Origin of the sequence: Vibrio sp. OPT41 (assembly GCF_015163595.1) — a bacterium.
Taxonomy (GTDB): domain Bacteria; phylum Pseudomonadota; class Gammaproteobacteria; order Enterobacterales; family Vibrionaceae; genus Vibrio; species Vibrio alginolyticus.
Map to the genome: position 1 here is coordinate 144236 of NZ_JADDYH010000009.1, position 15362 is coordinate 159597.

Here is a 15362-nt window from a genome sequence, read left to right on the forward strand (position 1 = left end):
GTCCGAGCCAAAGTAAATACGTGAACGCGGATTGCTCGCTAGCAGATGTGTTCCGTTGTGCATTCGAAACTCACCCACCCGTGTTTCATTTGTTCATAGACTGAAACGGTAGGTTGGTGGAACTCTTTATCGGTAAATAGACCGACGGGAATGATCATGATTTCCGGGTATGCAGAAACGAACAACCTCATTGTCGTGCCGCAGGATGGACAAAAGTCATACTGAACCTCACTGCCATCATCGCCAATTCGGGTATAGCTAGTGACTTCACCGTTTAAAGTGACGTGCTCTTTTTCAAAGCGAGCTTGTACCCCAAAAACACTGCCAGTTCGTTTTTGGCATTCGAAGCAATGGCAGACAGACGTGTGGGTGGGCTCTCCCTTACAACGGATCTCAACTAAACCGCAGGCGCACTCGCATGTATGAATGGTTTTTGTCATCGTGATTACCTATTTGTCCCAATACACCAATAGACCTAGAGCACAGAGCTTGTGTCACTAGCTCGTTATGAGCTCTGGACTTGAAACTATTTGGATACAATCAGTTTAGTTTAATTTTGAAACACTTGAAGAGGTGAAATCATTTGGGTATACAATGGTATACTCGCTTTTCGTTTATACCTTGAAACAAGGAACTCTTCATGACTCACAAAAAAATCCTGCCGATACCACTTATTCTACTTATTCCAATCGTTTTATTGGTTGTGGTTGTGATCGCAGGTGTTTATCGTTTTAGTTTGTCTGATGACGAGATCATGGCTAAGTTTCCTCAAACAGAAGTAGAAACGAACGTTATTGTGCAAGAGACGCTTGGTATCACTGCACGTAATCCTTGGACGATCCAAGTCCCCGAGCAGGGTGCGGTCACTTTTCTTGATGAGTGGGATAAAGAAAACGGCTATTTGATAGGTGACTATGATGCAGGTGCGACGAAAGGTCAGGTACTTGTTCCAACTGCGTCGATTAGCCAGCGTGAGATTGAAGGTGTTTCATGGGTTGTTGCACCGATGATTGTAACGACACAAGGTAGCGGTTCGTTTAACTATGTTGGCTTGTTCAAGTTTGACCCCGTGCCGAGCAGAGTTGTCCTTTTAGACAGTATTTTTGTTGGTGACCGCGTGAAATTTACTCAGCTCGAATGGAAAAGTGATACAACTATCACGCTTTCATATTTAGCGCACGGTGACGATCAAGCAATGGCAGACACGCCAAATCAATTCAATTCATCCACATTACAGCGTGTAGGGAATAACTTACATATGCAACAGTGATGAATTTTTTTTGAGTTCTGTAAAAATTCAGTATTTTCTGCGCTAGATCTCGAAATTTCCTAGTGATTTCTTATTCGGGAATGCATAAGCTATGAGCCTTGTTTGAAAGGAGATAGTAATTCCCGTGTCTACAAATGAAATTACAAGACGGTTGCCGAATCTGACAAGTCGTAGAGCGCTGCTGTTATACTCCTTGCCAGTTTTAGTTGCGATTGGTGTTTCTCACTCTCTCAAAGAGTCATCTTTAACCAAAACCATCGCATTGAACCTACCTGAATCTCAGGTCGTTGAAAAAATTCTTGATGCGACAACTGCCGAAGTTGTCACTCCCCCGAACTTCGAATATCAAATCCAAGCAGGTGATAACCTAAGCACTATTTTTAGTCAGCTCGGTTTCGGTTACAGCTCGTTAATGAAAGTAATGGAAACGGATTTGAACTACTTGGCACTTGATACACTTAAGCCGGGCAATACGCTCCGTTTCTGGCGTGATGATGCGACAGGCGAGTTAGCGAAAATGGAACTGCAATTTTCTATTGCAGATAAAGTGGTCTACAAGCTGAATAGTGATGGTAGCTATGACTTTACTGATATTTCCATTCCTGGCGTGTGGAGCCAAGAACCTTTAGTTGGCGTTATTCAAGGCAGTTTTTCTTCTTCTGCGAGTCGTTTAGGTTTAACGTCGGCGGAAGTGAGTCAAGTCGTAAGCTTACTCAAAGAACAACTTAACTTTGGACGTGATCTTCGTGCAGGTGATCGATTTGAAGTTGTTCGTCGCTCACAAAGCATCAATGGTGTACCAACAGGTAAGAACGAAATTGAGGCGATTAAGATTTATAATCGCGGCCGCGAGATCACCGCTTACCTTCATACTGATGGTCAATTCTACAATGCCAAAGGTGAAAGCTTACAGCGCGCATTCCAGCGTTACCCTGTAAGTAGTCGTTGGCGTATCAGTTCTGGCTTCAACCCTAATCGTTTACATCCAGTAACGGGGCGTGTTGCGCCGCACAACGGCACTGACTTTGCTGTACCAACCGGTACACCAGTCGTTTCTACTGGTGATGGTACAGTGATCATGACTCGTAAACACCCTTATGCGGGTAACTACGTGGTTGTTGAGCACGGCAGCAAATATAAAACCCGTTACTTACACCTAAGTAAGATTTTGGTGAAGAAAGGGCAAAAGGTTTCTCGAGGCCAGCGTATCGGTCTTTCTGGTAAAACAGGTCGAGTGACAGGGCCACACCTTCACTATGAGTTGATTGAATACGGCCGTCCAGTTAACGCTATGCGAGCAAATATCCCAATGGCGAGTTCTGTTCCTAAGAAAGAGATGGCTACTTTTGTCGCGAACAGAGATGAAATGGATAGACTATTACGCGATAAAGAGAAAGCAGTGCTGTAATAAAGTACTTCGCTCAAAAAACAAAAAGAGACTAAGCATAGCTTGGTCTCTTTTACTTTGTGCATTAACTAGATTTGAATTCTATGACAGCAGTCTGTTCAGTACGTTAGGCACTCCGCACTTCACGTTCATTTATCAGGTGTACGATTTCTTCAACACTGTGTGGACGAGAGTAAAAATAACCTTGGATGTAGTGGCAGCCCATTTCAATTAACTTTTGTAGTGCTCTATCGTCTTCTACGCCTTCGGCAATTAAATCCACATCGAGCAGCTCTGCCAATTGCGCTATCAAAAACACTACTTGTTCAGAGGTTGTATTTGAGAGCATGTTCTGCACAAAGGTAGCATCGATTTTGATGCTATCAATCGGATAATTGTGTATATAGTTCAAGCTTGAGTATCCCGTACCAAAATCATCCAGTGCAACTTTAAAACCCAAGTATCGCAACGAGTTAAGTACCATCTGTTCACGGCCACTTTGTGAGAGTAAGACGGTCTCGGTGAGCTCTATAACAAAGTCTTTTGCTTCGTGCTGATACTTTTCAACCATGTTGGTTAAGTGATTAATATAACGGTTGGAATCAACCAGCTCATACGCTGAGCAATTGATGGAGAGTTTGACTTTATAGCCTAGGTTCGCTTCGAGTTCTTGCTTTGCGATACACGCGAGTTCAATAATCCGTTCACCTAACTCGATAATCAGGCCTGATTGTTCGGCAGCTTCAATGAACTCCGCTGGAGAGATATTTCCATAGATATTGCTATTCCAACGAGTCAAAATTTCAAAGTAATTCCAGCGGTCGCTCGTGATATCGACGATCGGTTGAACCACTACATACAACTCATCGCTGTCTTGTATATCAGTACTTAGCTGGATTCGCATTGCCTCAATAAGCTGTGTCCTACGGTGGTATAAAGCACTGAGGTGTGTGTCGTAATGCTGAATCCGTGTATCGCGGTGTTTTTTACAATCTTTGAGAGCGAGACTGGCATTCAAAATCAGCTCATCGCTGTTCAACATATGTACTGGGGCACGCGCAATCCCAATACTAACGGTGAAAGAAATCCGGTTAGATTTGTCGCTGTAGCCGCTTTCAATTTTGTCGAGTACTTCCTGACACACGGCGACAGGATCTTCGTCGTACGTGATGAAGGCGAATTCATCTCCTGCAACACGGAACGCATTGTTTGGCGACGACAAGCTCTGTTGAATGGCGTTAGCTGTGAACTTAATGATTTGGTCGCCGATATAGTTTCCGTTGATATCATTGATCGATTTGAAATTATCGATATCAAGATACGCCAAACTGAATGGGCGAGTCGCCTGCTGCGTTAATGTCTCCAAGGTATCAGCTAAACAGCTACGGTTGAGCAGTCCAGTTAGGTTATCATGCGATACCTCATAGCTAAGCTGATTAAGAAGCTTATCTGAACGTTCACTGACCCACTTTTCACGTAAGCTATGAATAATGACATTGGCATAAAATCGGTGGAAGTCGAGGATATCTTGCGCTTCTTTCGCGTGGATGCTTCGGGTAAAGGTAGACAGTAAAATTCCCAGAACTTCGCCATTTTGTGTCTTCAATGGCAGGCCAATGTAAGCTTGAATGCCATCTTCTTGAAACATCTGATCTTCAGGAAAACGCTTGTATACCTGGTCTTGATAGAAAATATGTTCGCCAATGTCTTTCGCCACTTTTTCACAGGGGGTGCCTGAAAGGTGGTAGCTTAGGTTGTCTGTAATTTTTCCATTGCTGGCGAAGGAGATGGTATGAGCCGAATGCTGAAGATGCGCAACTTCTACAACGCAAGTGCAATGGCTCTGCAAGTGTTGATGAATATCTAGCGTGACTCGGTTTAGCTGAGCCGTGCCGTTTAGCTTCAATATCTCATCAATTTTGTGGAAACTGATTTGTACCTGACCCATTGAGCATTTCACCTAGCGTTGTTATTAACATATCGTGTAAGACACGACGAATTATTATTTGATATGCATCAAATAAACTATCGGTTACTAAGGCAGATTTTTCAAATTTTGTGAACGAACAAATCATTATTTTCATGTTTTTATGCTTGAACCTTTTAAAGCTATAACGATAAAAACGCTAAGCTAGGCGCGCTTCTCCTCTTCCAATCGTGATTTGAGATAATCGAGGAATAGCTTAGTTCGGGTATGCTGATAATCCAGCTTTGGATAGTAGGCATATACAGTGGCTTTATCCGCTGTGATATCGGGCAGGATAGGGACTAACGCGCTGGATTTGAGATCATCTTTGATCATGACGTTGTTCGTCATCAAAATACCCATGCCTCTTTTGGCACCATGAAACAGCGCTTCTGGGTTGGTCGTGGCAAAGTTACCGGACAAGCTGATACGTTTGCCTCGATTTGTTTTGATTTCTCGTGAGGGTTTTTCTCCCCAAATCAGGACATTATGCTCTGTCAGATCCTCAACGCATTGTGGTGTGCCATATTTCTTTAGGTAACTAGGCGCGGCGTAAAACTGGGCTTTATGTTCGAAAAGTGCAGTAGCTTTGAAACTTAGAGAGTTCAGTTGCTCTAATTCCCGGCTAATAAACAGGTCTAAGCTTAGCTCTGGCAATTGGCCTGGTAGCGTTGTTGTTAATTGAAGTGTGATGTCTGGATATTTATCAAGAAAATCATCTAGGTAATGCACCAAAAACTTAGAACCAACCGCCAGTGTCGCGCCAATTTTCAATAACCCCGCTGGTGATTGGTTGACTGAGCGAGTTTCATCTAATACCGATTGCCATGAATCAAGCTGACTTTTTGCTCGTTGATAAAACAGCGCACCAGCTTCAGTTTGGCTAATTGAGCGGGTCGTACGTTTGAGTAGTTGAACGCCAATTTTATCTTCTAGCCATTGAACTCGCTTACTGATAGCTGAGCTGGTGGTATTGAGTTTCCGCGCTGCTGCATTAAAGCTACCTTCTTCGACCACACGAATATAACTCTTCACGCTTTGAATCCAGTCCATTGTATCTCCTTGGGAATTAATTCCTTTCCAACTTAGCTGATTATCATCTTTGAGTATCAAATATACACTGTTTGCCATCAATCTGTCACAAAGTAGGAGGAACGTTTGCGTAAAACACCATTGTTATTAGCGATGATGATCATTGCCACAGGCCAAGTTGGCGTTAGTATTTATCTTCCTTCTTTGCCGTTGATTGGTCATGACTTGAATTTGCCGCAACATTCGATTCAGAATCTCGTCACGCTATTTCTCGTTGGCTTCGGTATCTCTCAGCTTTTTTACGGCCCATTGTCTGATGCGATTGGTCGTCGGCCGGTGTTTATTCTGGGGCAAAGTGTATATCTAGTTGGTACGGTTATTTGCATCGCGTTTTCGGACAACATTGTTGCCCTTGAAGCGGGACGGTTACTGCAAGGCCTAGGAGCGGGCAGCGCTTCGGTACTTGGTCGGTCAGTACTGCGTGATAGTTATGACGGTATGCAATTAACCAAAGCGCTATCTTATATTTCAGTCACTGCTTCAGTGATGCCAATTATTGCTCCGCTGTTTGGTGGCTGGATTGCTTTTCACCTGAGTTGGCATGCTGTCTTCGTGTTTGTACTGATTTACTTAATGGCAATTTTTACACTTGGTTTATTGGTGCTGCCAGAAACGCTGCCTTATCCGAAGAGAAAATTTAAAGTAGGCGAAGTAAGCGCGAACTATTTGCGTCTGTTAACGAATACACAAGTGATTGGTAGTGCGAGCTACAACTGGCTTAGTTATTTATCGGCTCTGGTTACTCTCTCCTTGTATCCATTTTTAATGCAACAAGAGTTAGGATTAACGGCGGCAGATTACGGCTCTTTGATGATCATACCATCAGTTGGTTTGCTGACGGGTAGCTTAGTGCTGAACTTGATCAATGCTCGTTACAAAGCTCAGCAAATCTTGCTGATGAGTTTCGCGATTGTTGCTGTTGCAGGCTTCATGTTGTTGGTTACCCCCTTCAGTGTATTTTCATTGCTGACGGCATTCACGTGTTTAAGTTTTGCTCAAGGAATGTCATTCCCGGTATCGATCAGTTTGCTACTTTCCCCACATAAGCAACAGGCAGGCGCGGTTTCTGCGCTATCTGGTTCTATTCAAATGTGTTTAGCAGGTTTGTTTGGTGGGTACTTAGTAGACTCATGGGTTACGAATCAGCAGCAGCTTGGGGTGTTTTATTTGTTTATTGCGTTACTTTCTTGCTTTGTTCTTGTACTAAGCCAATTTCGTAAAGTGCCAGAAGGGACGGTTCAAGCAGAAACTTCCATCTGAATATACTTGCAACCAGAAGGTCGGCTTTCTAAAATGCGCAGCTAAATTAAGTCTGGCCTGTTGTGTATACTGAATGACTTGGTTTGAAAGGAAGAGGGCGAACCTTGATACTTCTCTCAAGCTTGGAATACATTTCTGCCCAATGGCTATCCGATCTCTAATCGTTAGGTGAAAGAATGCAACAAAACGAATTTGAAACACTGGTAAAAGAAATTACTCAGCAAGAAAGCATGCCAAAGGCACTTGAAATCTTGAAGGCGTGTGAGGAAGAAGAAGTTGCACAAGCGGCGCAATCCCTAACGGGTCAGTTTGGCCTTGCAGAAGTTGATGGTGAGAAACGTATTTACCATATTACCACTCAAGAAGATGAGTCCGGAGAAGAGCAAGAATACGTAGAGCACGTCATGAATGAAGGCGATCACTTGATCAAGTTTGCTGCGTGGTTCTTTGAAACATTCTTTGAAATCAAACAGAAAGATACGTACGTCGCAGCGGGTAAAACATACCAACAACCTAAGCGATAGACGCTCATTTCAAGAAATCCACGAAAATCAAACTGAAAGTTAATTACAAAATAAATGTGACTGGAGTCTTGTTTTTATTTAATTGTGGTGTAAAATTACAACATAGTTAAGTCAATACATTCAGGAGAAGGTCATGGGTAACGAACTTGGTGGTGCTTATATTGGCCAGATGATTGCAAAAGACGCGATGCACAAAGCGCTTTACGGTAAAGCGAAGAAGAAAAAAGCTTCTGTTTTTGCTCGTGTTATTAAAAAACTGGCGAAATAATTTAAAAAGCCCTGATTGAAAAATCAGGGCTTTTTGCTTTTCTCTGTTTTGTTGTTAGTAAGTAGCCAACATATTGCACAACATTGGCAAAACGCTACTCAAAGACTGATGACATTTAAATCTAGAATTACGCGGATTGGCTTGGTATCTCCACAACATTGTTAGGCACTTTATCTAGCCCCTTTGCTGATAACCACTTTTCTAAATCGTCAGCGCCTCCAATATATTTTCCATCTAACCAGATTTGCGGCACTGTTACCGGTGTTTTTTCGCCAATGATGGCTTTTACTTCAGGAATCATGCGGTATAAGGCGGCGCTGTCTTTAACTACATCATGGTACTCATACTGAACGCCAGCCTCGTCAAGTAATTGTTTGGCTTTGACACAGTAAGGGCAAGTTGCTTTACCATAAACAATGTTGCCTTTTAGCTCATCGCGTTTTACCCACTCAGCAATAACAGACTGTACAAGCACACCCCGATTCAATGCTTCTCCTTGACTGATAACTTTCCCTTCGACAAGAATAATGGGTGCATGCCAAGCACCAGCTTTTAATGGTTCCCACCAGTGCGATAACCAATCTTTTACTTCAAGTTCAACGGGCACATCGGCTAGTTCGTTTTCAAAAGTATCCTTTAAAATATCCTTGGTTAATGTACATTCACCACAAGGAATATTGACTTTGAATGGGCCCCAACTACCAGCCCAGCGATACAGTGTAATTTTGATTGGTTGACTCATATGGGTTCCTCATTTCCTTTCCTGAAAATATAGAACTTTTAAATTAGATTTTTCTTTCAACTAACTTTGTCTTTTTCGCTTCCCAATGCGTAATAAACGCAATAGATGCAATAATAATCGCAGCACCTAACCATAAACGACCAGGTGGCACCCAACCAAACACCAACCAACCAGCAACAACATTCAAAGGCAGTTTGGCGTGATCAAATGGTTGCACAAATGAGGCGTCTGCTACTGCATATGCTTTAACGATAGCCCACTGAGCGAGTGCTGTAAGTGCACCTGCGGCTAAAAGCACACCCCATATCGTCCACGTATCTGGCATAGTAAACGTCGGTATCGCTAACAAGATATTAAATGGCGTTATCAGCAGTAACAAATAGACGACCATGGTTGAAGGCGGATCGTTTACCGACATTTTTTTAACCATTAATGAATACGCTGCCCAGAAAAATGCGGCGCCAACAGGGAGCAGGGTCGCCCATGTAAATGAGTCTGCCCAAGGCTCAAGAATGATCATGGCACCAACAAACCCCGTCAATGTAGCGAGCCAGCGTGCAGTACCTACTTTCTCTTTGAGTAACAAGCCAGAACCAACTGTGGCAAATAACGGAGAGGTCATGAGAAGTGCAATGCCTTGCCAAATTGGAACTGGGTAAGCGAGAGCCCATAACCAAAGTTGAATCCCGATAACAGAGAGAAAAATGCGGAATGCATGCCAGCCAAAGTGTTGGGTTCTTAAAGAACGCCTAATCCCAAGTGTACGTAGGTAGGGCAGAATAACAAACAAGGCGATTGCATATTGGAATAACGCAAATGTGGTGGAAGAGACACCAAAGTTGATGCTAGCAATTTGGGCGAAGCTGTTCACTATGGCGAATGCCAAGCCAGCTGTTAGCATCCAGGACGCACCTTGAACAGGATGATGATTCAATTGAAAAATTCCAGTTTGATAGAGGTGGCGGGATCATACGTCCTATTGTTTTTCGCGCCAATAAAAAAATGCCTCCCAGAGGGAGGCGACATTACCAATTCAAAGGACGTGCCTGTTATAACAGGTACAAAGAACGAGAAGCACAAACGCTGCCATGCATTTGCATAAATAATATTGCAGAACACGTGCCAACTTTTATATATTTGATTTTAAATGGTTTTTTGGTTTTTCTATGTTGTCGATTAGATGAAATGCACTAACTTAGTGATCAATCGCATTAAAAGAGGGCAGAAGTAGGCGTCGTTACGGTCGTTTTTCATTGCTGAGCGAGGCTTGGATAGTGTGAAGACTTATCGAGTTGTGTTGGGTTACATAAAAAATGGCCAGCAAAGGTGCTGGCCAAGTGGACTCGCTCTTAGGACAAGAGTGAATTAGAAATCGTAACGTACGCCTAGGCGCAGTGTATCTTCGCCTTCTGTTACTAGACCTGTTGTTGCATCTTTTGCTTCATCAAGTTGGTTGATGTAGTAAGACAGGTAAGTACGGAAGTTGCTATTTAGTTTGTAGTAACCAACAAGCTCGATACCTTCAACGGTGTCGTACTTTGAACCGTTGTCTGGATCATTCTCTTGAGCTGTGTATAGAGCTGCAAGTGTCACTTTGCTAGCTACTTTGTAGCTTGCGACTAGCTCGTAAGCCGTAAAGTCTTCAGAGTCAGTCAGGGAACCTTGAGAATAAGTACCTGCTAGGTAAAGGTTGTCCATCGAGTAAGCGATACCACCTAGAATTTGATCTTCAGAGTTATCTTTATCTACATCGCCACCAGAGTATGCAAGACCAAAGTCGAGGCCCATTGGTAGTGAGTACATTCCAGAGATGCCGTATTTATCTTCGTTATCGCTAGAGTTTGCTTGGTAGGTTGCTTGAAGTTGTAGTGCATCAAACGCACCACGGTATGCGAAAACGCTGTCTTGCTTATCAGAAGACGAATCAATAACTTGCTGAACACCAGAGAATTCAGTGATATCCGTCATGTCAGAGATGATGACTGCAGCCATGTCTTGACGACCTACAGAGAAAGCACCGATATCAGAGTCGACGCCTGCATACATGTAGCGGTTTTTGAATTCACTCTTGCCCGTTTTTTGTTCGGCTTCGTAAACACCGAAAGCAGAAAGGCCGTTGCCGATGTCTGTTTTACCTTTTAGGTTAAGACGAGCACGGCTTTTATCTTCCATAGAACCTTCAACTTCAGCACCGTCTGAACCGATGAAGTCACCACGAAACTCAACGCGGCCGCCAACTTTTAATTCAGTACCGTCGTTTTTGTATACAGTTGCTGCGAATGATGGTGCTGATACCAATGCTGTAAGAATTGCAGTAGTTAGTGCTGCCTTTTTCATTTTCTTATTACCCTAGTTGTAATCGATGGGCTTTCTTGCCCGATGTGTTGATGACGCTAAGGTAAAGGCTGAAAATGAAAGATAGATTTCTGTTAAGTTATGATTTGATTGCACTTTTATTGCTGGAAAGAATAAGTTCCCCTTCTCATACCACTTATAAAAAGAAAGGTTTATCTTTTTTGAGGTTTTTTCCTCTCCGTTAAAGACTGTGTTTTTTTCAAAAAGTTCCTGAATTGCTTCTTGACCCTAAATGTAAGTAAACATTTCAATTTGGCAGGGAAGTTTGGCCTAAAAATAGCGAATCATCAGCTATTTGTGAGCTAACTCTCTCTAAAGCATTTCTTATTGTAAGGTTTTTATTTCTCGATTTCTTAAAGACTAAGTAAACGATTGCTTTTTAGGTTTTGTCTGAGATCTTTTCACTCGGTTGTCAGGAACTAATCAAATAAAGTGTCGGCAGTTGTTACACAAAGGTAAAAGTAATCTGGTGGAAACGATGCCTCGGATAGCCTTTGTATTCCTCTCTTTGTTCATCATTTCGTTTTTACGAAAGTGAACCAAAGCCGGGTCTAAAACTGACTAACCAACTAATAAGTAATGGATTTAGAAATGAATAAAAAATTATTAGCAGCGGCAATCGCGGCAGCAACCTTCGGTACTCAAGCAGTTGCAGTGGAACTATATAATAACGATGGCACAACATTTTCGATGGGCGGCCACGTTTCTGTTAATTTAAATGGATCAGAGCAAGGTGACACGGATGTGGGTACTAACTCTCCTCGTATCAATATCTCTGCGACACAGGATTTGGGTAATGGCTTCACCGCAGACGCACGTGGTGAATGGGCGCTAAACTACTTAGACGGTGGTGAAGAGTCGTTTAAAACTCGTCTAGGTTACTTAGGTATAACACATGAGGTTTATGGTCGTGCAGTAGGTGGTACGCAATGGTCACCTTACTACGATGTCGCAGGTATTGCAGATATGCCAATCGCGTTTGCCAACGACTTCATCTATGACGATCATGGAAACCTTGGCACTGGCCGTGCGGATAAAATGCTTTCTTACCGTAATGCCATCGAGCTGGGTGAAGCGGGTGTGATCAACTTTGGTCTTGGTTGGCAGGGTGCAAACGATGATTACACGCGCAACGATGCTGGAGTTATAACTGGCGGTGCTAAATACGATGACCGTGTGCAAGCTGCGCTTTCTTACTCAATCATGGGCGCTAAAATCGGTTACTCTTACAATGGCGGTGATTTCCAGCACCCTGCATATGCAGGTAAGCACACGGCGGAATCACACGTTGTATCAGCATCTTACGGTGCGTACGGCCAAGGCCTATTCCTTGCTGCAGTTTATGGTTCAAACGAAAACATGAACTTCAGTGCAAAAGGTGACCGTTTAGAAGAAAGTGATGCGTACGAGGCGATCATCGCATACGCTCTGGCGAACAGCCTAAACTTGAGTGTTAACTATGAGATGGTGGAAGGTAAAGAGTTTAAGAACTCTAAAACAGAAACTGCTCGTGAAGAAATGGCACTACAAGCAGAATACAACTTCACGCCTAAATTTGTTGGTTACGCGGGTTACCAGTTTGACCTAAATGACGACAATGGTCGTGAAACTGATGACAAATGGGCGTTAGGTGCTCGTTACTACCTATAATAGGGTTTAGCGAGAACTATTATTCAAGCTCATTGATCTAAAGCCAGCCTCGTGCTGGCTTTTTTGTCTATTTGTTTTACAAATACTTTGCTGTTTCAATTAGATGATACAAAACTCAAAACGGGGTGAATGTCTTATTTTTTACACTAGAGGTTGCTATTTAGTGTCGTTAAGTCAATAGGTTAGATTATGATGGGATTTTTGTTTTGCAGGGAAGAATGATGAGTGTTATTCAAGTTGAAGAAAAGAAAGTAGAAGTGGGTAAAGTGCTTTGTGTTGGACGAAATTACGTTGAACACATTCATGAGCTTAATAATGCAATGCCTGAGCAAATGGTTGTATTTAATAAACCCGCAACTTCCGTATCAACAACTCTGCGTTCATTCCATCAAGAGCCCCTTCATTATGAGGCTGAAATCTGCTTTTTGATCAAGGATGGACGTTATTCAGCGGTTGGTTTGGGATTGGATCTGACCAAGCGTGGTTTGCAATCCTCGCTTAAAAATCAGGGGTTGCCGTGGGAGCGAGCTAAGGCATTTGATGGCTCTGCTGTGTTTAGTCGGTTTGTCTCTTTGGATAACATTGATATCAATGATCTTAACCTTGAGCTCTTAATCAACTGTGTTCGTGTACAAAAAGGTCACGTTAACCAAATGCTCTATCCGCCGCTAACTATCCTGGATGAATTAACCAGTTACACAACACTTCAAGATGGCGATGTAGTGATGACTGGTACACCAAAGGGCGTTGGTGAGGTACATGAAGGTGACATCTTCCTTGGTCGATTAAAGTGTGGCGATGTCACCTTGTTGGAGATTGAGTGGTTGGCGGATTAAAGCCAAATTCGTAGAACGAGAAATACCACCATACTGATAACCGTCGTTAAAAGAACATTTTTAGTAAAATACGCGATTAAAGCAGCCAGTACGGCAGCCAGTAAAAATGGGTTTTGCACATTGACGCTGAGCTCCCCATCGGGAATGAAAACGATCGGTGCCCAGATCGCAGTCAGTACTGCGGGGCTAGCGTAATTGAGTACTTTTTGAGTGCGCGTCCCTAATCGCAATGGTAGCTTGGGTTCTAAAAACAAGTAGCGGCTGGTGAAAACAAGTACCGTCATCAGCAAAATAGCCAACATGATCATTAGCGTTTCTCCTTTACTTGTTCCACAAAGTAACCAGTAAGCATGGCTAAAATGCTCGAAATCATCAAACTTCCCTCAATTTGATAATAGGTTAGGGCAACTGAGCTCACCAAAGCCACAATAACACTCGCGAGCACCGCTGCATTTTTAATGGTGGGTACTACTATCGCGATAAAAGTAGCGGCTACAGCAAATTCCAAACCCATTTCGTTCAGTTCAGGGATTAGACTTCCCGCAATAATGCCCGTCAATGTCGCGACATTCCAAAACAGGTAAAAACTCAGACCAGCCCCAAGTGCATACCAGCGATTAAATTGTTTATCGGAATGGTGGCCTACAATCGCAAACAGCTCGTCAGTAAGTAAGAAGCCGAGTGATAATCGCCATTTTAGAGGGAGCGGTGCAATTTTACTGCGCATCGATACACTGTAGAGGAAGTGTCGAGAGGTGATAAAAAACGTTGTCAGTAACATGGTCACTAGACCTGCTCCCGTTTTAATCATTCCCATCGCGACGAGCTGTGCAGAACCTGCGAACAAAATGGCGGATAGTGCTTGTCCTTCCAAAGGGTGAAGCCCAGTATCAATTGCGAATGAGCCTGCGAGTAAGCCCCAAGGGAGCACTGCGATACTCAGAGGCATCATCGCAAGTGTACCTTGCCAAAATAGCGTGGTTTTTGATTCTTTTTGTAACTGCAAAGAGTGGTCCATAGTTTCTTCTTATTTATTCCTAAATCAGATTACCAAGATAGCTCGGTAGTCGCATAACGCCTTGTACAATATTGCTGCTTTAGCTGTGACGGACGTATTGGCCGGGAGTGACGCCCATGGCTTTTTTAAAGTGTCGATGCAGATGGCTTTGATCATGGAAGCCGCATTCTTGTGCCACGTCTGAAATTTTTTGTCCCATTTTTAGTAGCTTCTTCGCCATACGTAAACGTTGCTGAATTTGATAGGCATGAGGCGGAAAGCCAAATTGCTTTTGAAACTCTCTCAGCAGATGAAAAGGGCTTAATCCAGACAGTTTCGCGAGTTCTTCTAGTGAGACGTCCGTTTGTGGAAAGTCTTCCAAAAATTCTCTGACTAGCTGCACTTGTCGCTGAGCTCTGGTTGACTCTTTCAGTGGTGCCCGATGAGTGCTGTGTTTACTGGCTAGCTTGATCAACGTGCCGTAAACCAAAGTTTCTCTCAATAAACGGTTGTCTGATTTTTCTAGTGTTTCAAATACCAATCGTAACTGACTAGCCAGCTCAGGATCGTAAACCACAGGTTGAGGGAAATAGGGCAGAGCTACATATGGTGAGCCAAGCTCTTGTCCTAAAGTTTGAAACTGCTGAGGTACGGGGTACATTGCTTTGTATTCCCAGCCGCCTTCCGAGGCTGAATGCCCGTTGTGTACTTCATCTGCATTAACAAGGATGATGCTGTCCTGTGGCGCGATATGATTCCCGCCCGTCCTAAAAAATTGTTGTGCCCCTTTTTCGATGACACCAATAGTGTAACCTTCGTGGCTATGGCGTGAAAAATTCTGCTTCTCATACTTTGCATCGAGAAGTTCTAAACCGCCGAGCTCTTGAGCTATCTTGAAGGTAGCGATTTCCTTATTCTTTTCTTTCATCTTTATCCGGTCTGCTCAAGAAAATCATTTTAGAAGTGTAACGGATCCATCGTGCTTATTTTTGTACAAAATTGCTATTCGATTTTG

General features: G+C 43.1%; 16 protein-coding genes. 7 read left to right on the forward strand and 9 right to left on the reverse strand.

Annotated features, from left to right (window positions below; genetic code table 11):
- Positions 1 to 38: 38 nt before the first annotated feature.
- A complete protein-coding gene (locus tag IQP38_RS01310) occupies positions 39 to 440 on the reverse strand; it encodes a GFA family protein (protein ID WP_017635849.1) in 402 nt (133 codons plus the stop codon).
- A 200-nt stretch (positions 441 to 640) separates the two neighbouring features.
- Here IQP38_RS01310 and IQP38_RS01315 point away from each other — a divergent pair, with 200 nt between their 5' ends.
- Positions 641 to 1270: a hypothetical protein gene (locus IQP38_RS01315; protein ID WP_017635850.1), complete on the forward strand. Its 630-nt coding sequence runs from the start codon at positions 641 to 643 to the stop codon at positions 1268 to 1270.
- Positions 1271 to 1394: 124 nt separating this feature from the next.
- The gene (locus IQP38_RS01320; RefSeq protein WP_025768471.1) at positions 1395 to 2678 is read left to right on the forward strand and encodes a peptidoglycan DD-metalloendopeptidase family protein; all 1284 of its coding nucleotides are present in this window, start codon (positions 1395 to 1397) and stop codon (positions 2676 to 2678) included.
- Positions 2679 to 2784: 106 nt separating this feature from the next.
- Here the strand turns inward: IQP38_RS01320 and IQP38_RS01325 are convergent, their stop codons facing one another.
- The gene (locus IQP38_RS01325) at positions 2785 to 4605 is read right to left on the reverse strand and encodes a putative bifunctional diguanylate cyclase/phosphodiesterase (protein WP_005375494.1); all 1821 of its coding nucleotides are present in this window, start codon (positions 4603 to 4605) and stop codon (positions 2785 to 2787) included.
- 183 nt (positions 4606 to 4788) lie between these two features.
- A complete protein-coding gene (locus tag IQP38_RS01330; RefSeq protein ID WP_193837216.1) occupies positions 4789 to 5676 on the reverse strand; it encodes a LysR family transcriptional regulator in 888 nt (295 codons plus the stop codon).
- Positions 5677 to 5781: 105 nt separating this feature from the next.
- Here IQP38_RS01330 and IQP38_RS01335 point away from each other — a divergent pair, with 105 nt between their 5' ends.
- From IQP38_RS01335 to IQP38_RS26880, 3 genes are all read left to right on the forward strand, one after another.
- Positions 5782 to 6975 (forward strand): multidrug effflux MFS transporter, encoded by a 1194-nt coding sequence (locus IQP38_RS01335; RefSeq protein WP_017821607.1) that lies wholly within the window; start codon positions 5782 to 5784, stop codon positions 6973 to 6975.
- A 176-nt stretch (positions 6976 to 7151) separates the two neighbouring features.
- Positions 7152 to 7499 (forward strand): hypothetical protein, encoded by a 348-nt coding sequence (locus IQP38_RS01340; RefSeq protein WP_005375501.1) that lies wholly within the window; start codon positions 7152 to 7154, stop codon positions 7497 to 7499.
- A 133-nt stretch (positions 7500 to 7632) separates the two neighbouring features.
- Positions 7633 to 7767: a hypothetical protein gene (locus IQP38_RS26880; protein ID WP_017635854.1), complete on the forward strand. Its 135-nt coding sequence runs from the start codon at positions 7633 to 7635 to the stop codon at positions 7765 to 7767.
- A gap of 127 nt (positions 7768 to 7894) precedes the next feature.
- Here IQP38_RS26880 and IQP38_RS01345 read toward each other — a convergent pair whose 3' ends face one another.
- The 3 genes from IQP38_RS01345 to IQP38_RS01355 form a co-directional block, all read right to left on the reverse strand.
- Entirely contained in the window at positions 7895 to 8509 is a 615-nt protein-coding gene (locus IQP38_RS01345) for a glutaredoxin domain-containing protein (RefSeq protein WP_158159393.1), read from the reverse strand.
- A gap of 43 nt (positions 8510 to 8552) precedes the next feature.
- On the reverse strand, positions 8553 to 9410 hold the full coding sequence (locus IQP38_RS01350) for a DMT family transporter (RefSeq protein WP_005375542.1): 858 nt from the start codon (positions 9408 to 9410) through the stop codon (positions 8553 to 8555).
- A gap of 464 nt (positions 9411 to 9874) precedes the next feature.
- Positions 9875 to 10846 carry a porin gene (locus IQP38_RS01355; protein ID WP_005375535.1) on the reverse strand — a complete coding sequence of 324 codons (972 nt, stop codon included), beginning with the start codon at positions 10844 to 10846 and terminating at the stop codon, positions 9875 to 9877.
- Between the two features lie 609 nt (positions 10847 to 11455).
- On the opposite strand from IQP38_RS01355, the gene IQP38_RS01360 reads away from it, so the two are divergent.
- Both IQP38_RS01360 and IQP38_RS01365 read left to right on the forward strand, forming a co-directional pair.
- Positions 11456 to 12514, forward strand: coding sequence for a porin (locus tag IQP38_RS01360; RefSeq protein WP_017821605.1), 1059 nt, complete (start codon positions 11456 to 11458; stop codon positions 12512 to 12514).
- Positions 12515 to 12735: 221 nt separating this feature from the next.
- Positions 12736 to 13350 (forward strand): fumarylacetoacetate hydrolase family protein, encoded by a 615-nt coding sequence (locus IQP38_RS01365; protein WP_017635857.1) that lies wholly within the window; start codon positions 12736 to 12738, stop codon positions 13348 to 13350.
- Here the strand turns inward: IQP38_RS01365 and IQP38_RS01370 are convergent.
- From IQP38_RS01370 to IQP38_RS01380, 3 genes are all read right to left on the reverse strand, one after another.
- Complete coding sequence (locus IQP38_RS01370) at positions 13347 to 13658, reverse strand: AzlD domain-containing protein (protein ID WP_005385193.1); 312 nt, start codon at positions 13656 to 13658, stop codon at positions 13347 to 13349. The genes IQP38_RS01365 and IQP38_RS01370 overlap by 4 nt on opposite strands.
- Positions 13658 to 14368 carry an AzlC family ABC transporter permease gene (locus IQP38_RS01375; protein WP_193837217.1) on the reverse strand — a complete coding sequence of 237 codons (711 nt, stop codon included), beginning with the start codon at positions 14366 to 14368 and terminating at the stop codon, positions 13658 to 13660. Before IQP38_RS01375 ends, IQP38_RS01370 begins: the two co-directional genes overlap by 1 nt.
- Positions 14369 to 14447: 79 nt before the next feature.
- Positions 14448 to 15275, reverse strand: a complete 828-nt coding sequence (locus IQP38_RS01380; protein ID WP_193837218.1) for an AraC family transcriptional regulator — start codon at positions 15273 to 15275, stop codon at positions 14448 to 14450.
- Positions 15276 to 15362 lie beyond the last annotated feature (87 nt).

What these genes read in the sequence shown, in the direction of transcription:
- IQP38_RS01340 (WP_005375501.1), top strand. Translation starts at nt 7,152, where the DNA reads ATGCAACAAAACGAATTTGAAACACTGGTAAAAGAAATTACTCAGCAA.
- IQP38_RS01365 (WP_017635857.1), top strand. Translation starts at nt 12,736, where the DNA reads ATGAGTGTTATTCAAGTTGAAGAAAAGAAAGTAGAAGTGGGTAAAGTG.
- IQP38_RS01375 (WP_193837217.1), bottom strand. Translation starts at nt 14,368, where the DNA reads ATGGACCACTCTTTGCAGTTACAAAAAGAATCAAAAACCACGCTATTT.
- IQP38_RS01370 (WP_005385193.1), bottom strand. Translation starts at nt 13,658, where the DNA reads ATGATCATGTTGGCTATTTTGCTGATGACGGTACTTGTTTTCACCAGC.
- IQP38_RS26880 (WP_017635854.1), top strand. Translation starts at nt 7,633, where the DNA reads ATGGGTAACGAACTTGGTGGTGCTTATATTGGCCAGATGATTGCAAAA.
- IQP38_RS01315 (WP_017635850.1), top strand. Translation starts at nt 641, where the DNA reads ATGACTCACAAAAAAATCCTGCCGATACCACTTATTCTACTTATTCCA.
- IQP38_RS01345 (WP_158159393.1), bottom strand. Translation starts at nt 8,509, where the DNA reads ATGAGTCAACCAATCAAAATTACACTGTATCGCTGGGCTGGTAGTTGG.
- IQP38_RS01330 (WP_193837216.1), bottom strand. Translation starts at nt 5,676, where the DNA reads ATGGACTGGATTCAAAGCGTGAAGAGTTATATTCGTGTGGTCGAAGAA.
- IQP38_RS01310 (WP_017635849.1), bottom strand. Translation starts at nt 440, where the DNA reads ATGACAAAAACCATTCATACATGCGAGTGCGCCTGCGGTTTAGTTGAG.
- IQP38_RS01360 (WP_017821605.1), top strand. Translation starts at nt 11,456, where the DNA reads ATGAATAAAAAATTATTAGCAGCGGCAATCGCGGCAGCAACCTTCGGT.
- IQP38_RS01355 (WP_005375535.1), bottom strand. Translation starts at nt 10,846, where the DNA reads ATGAAAAAGGCAGCACTAACTACTGCAATTCTTACAGCATTGGTATCA.
- IQP38_RS01350 (WP_005375542.1), bottom strand. Translation starts at nt 9,410, where the DNA reads ATGCTAACAGCTGGCTTGGCATTCGCCATAGTGAACAGCTTCGCCCAA.
- IQP38_RS01380 (WP_193837218.1), bottom strand. Translation starts at nt 15,275, where the DNA reads ATGAAAGAAAAGAATAAGGAAATCGCTACCTTCAAGATAGCTCAAGAG.
- IQP38_RS01325 (WP_005375494.1), bottom strand. Translation starts at nt 4,605, where the DNA reads ATGGGTCAGGTACAAATCAGTTTCCACAAAATTGATGAGATATTGAAG.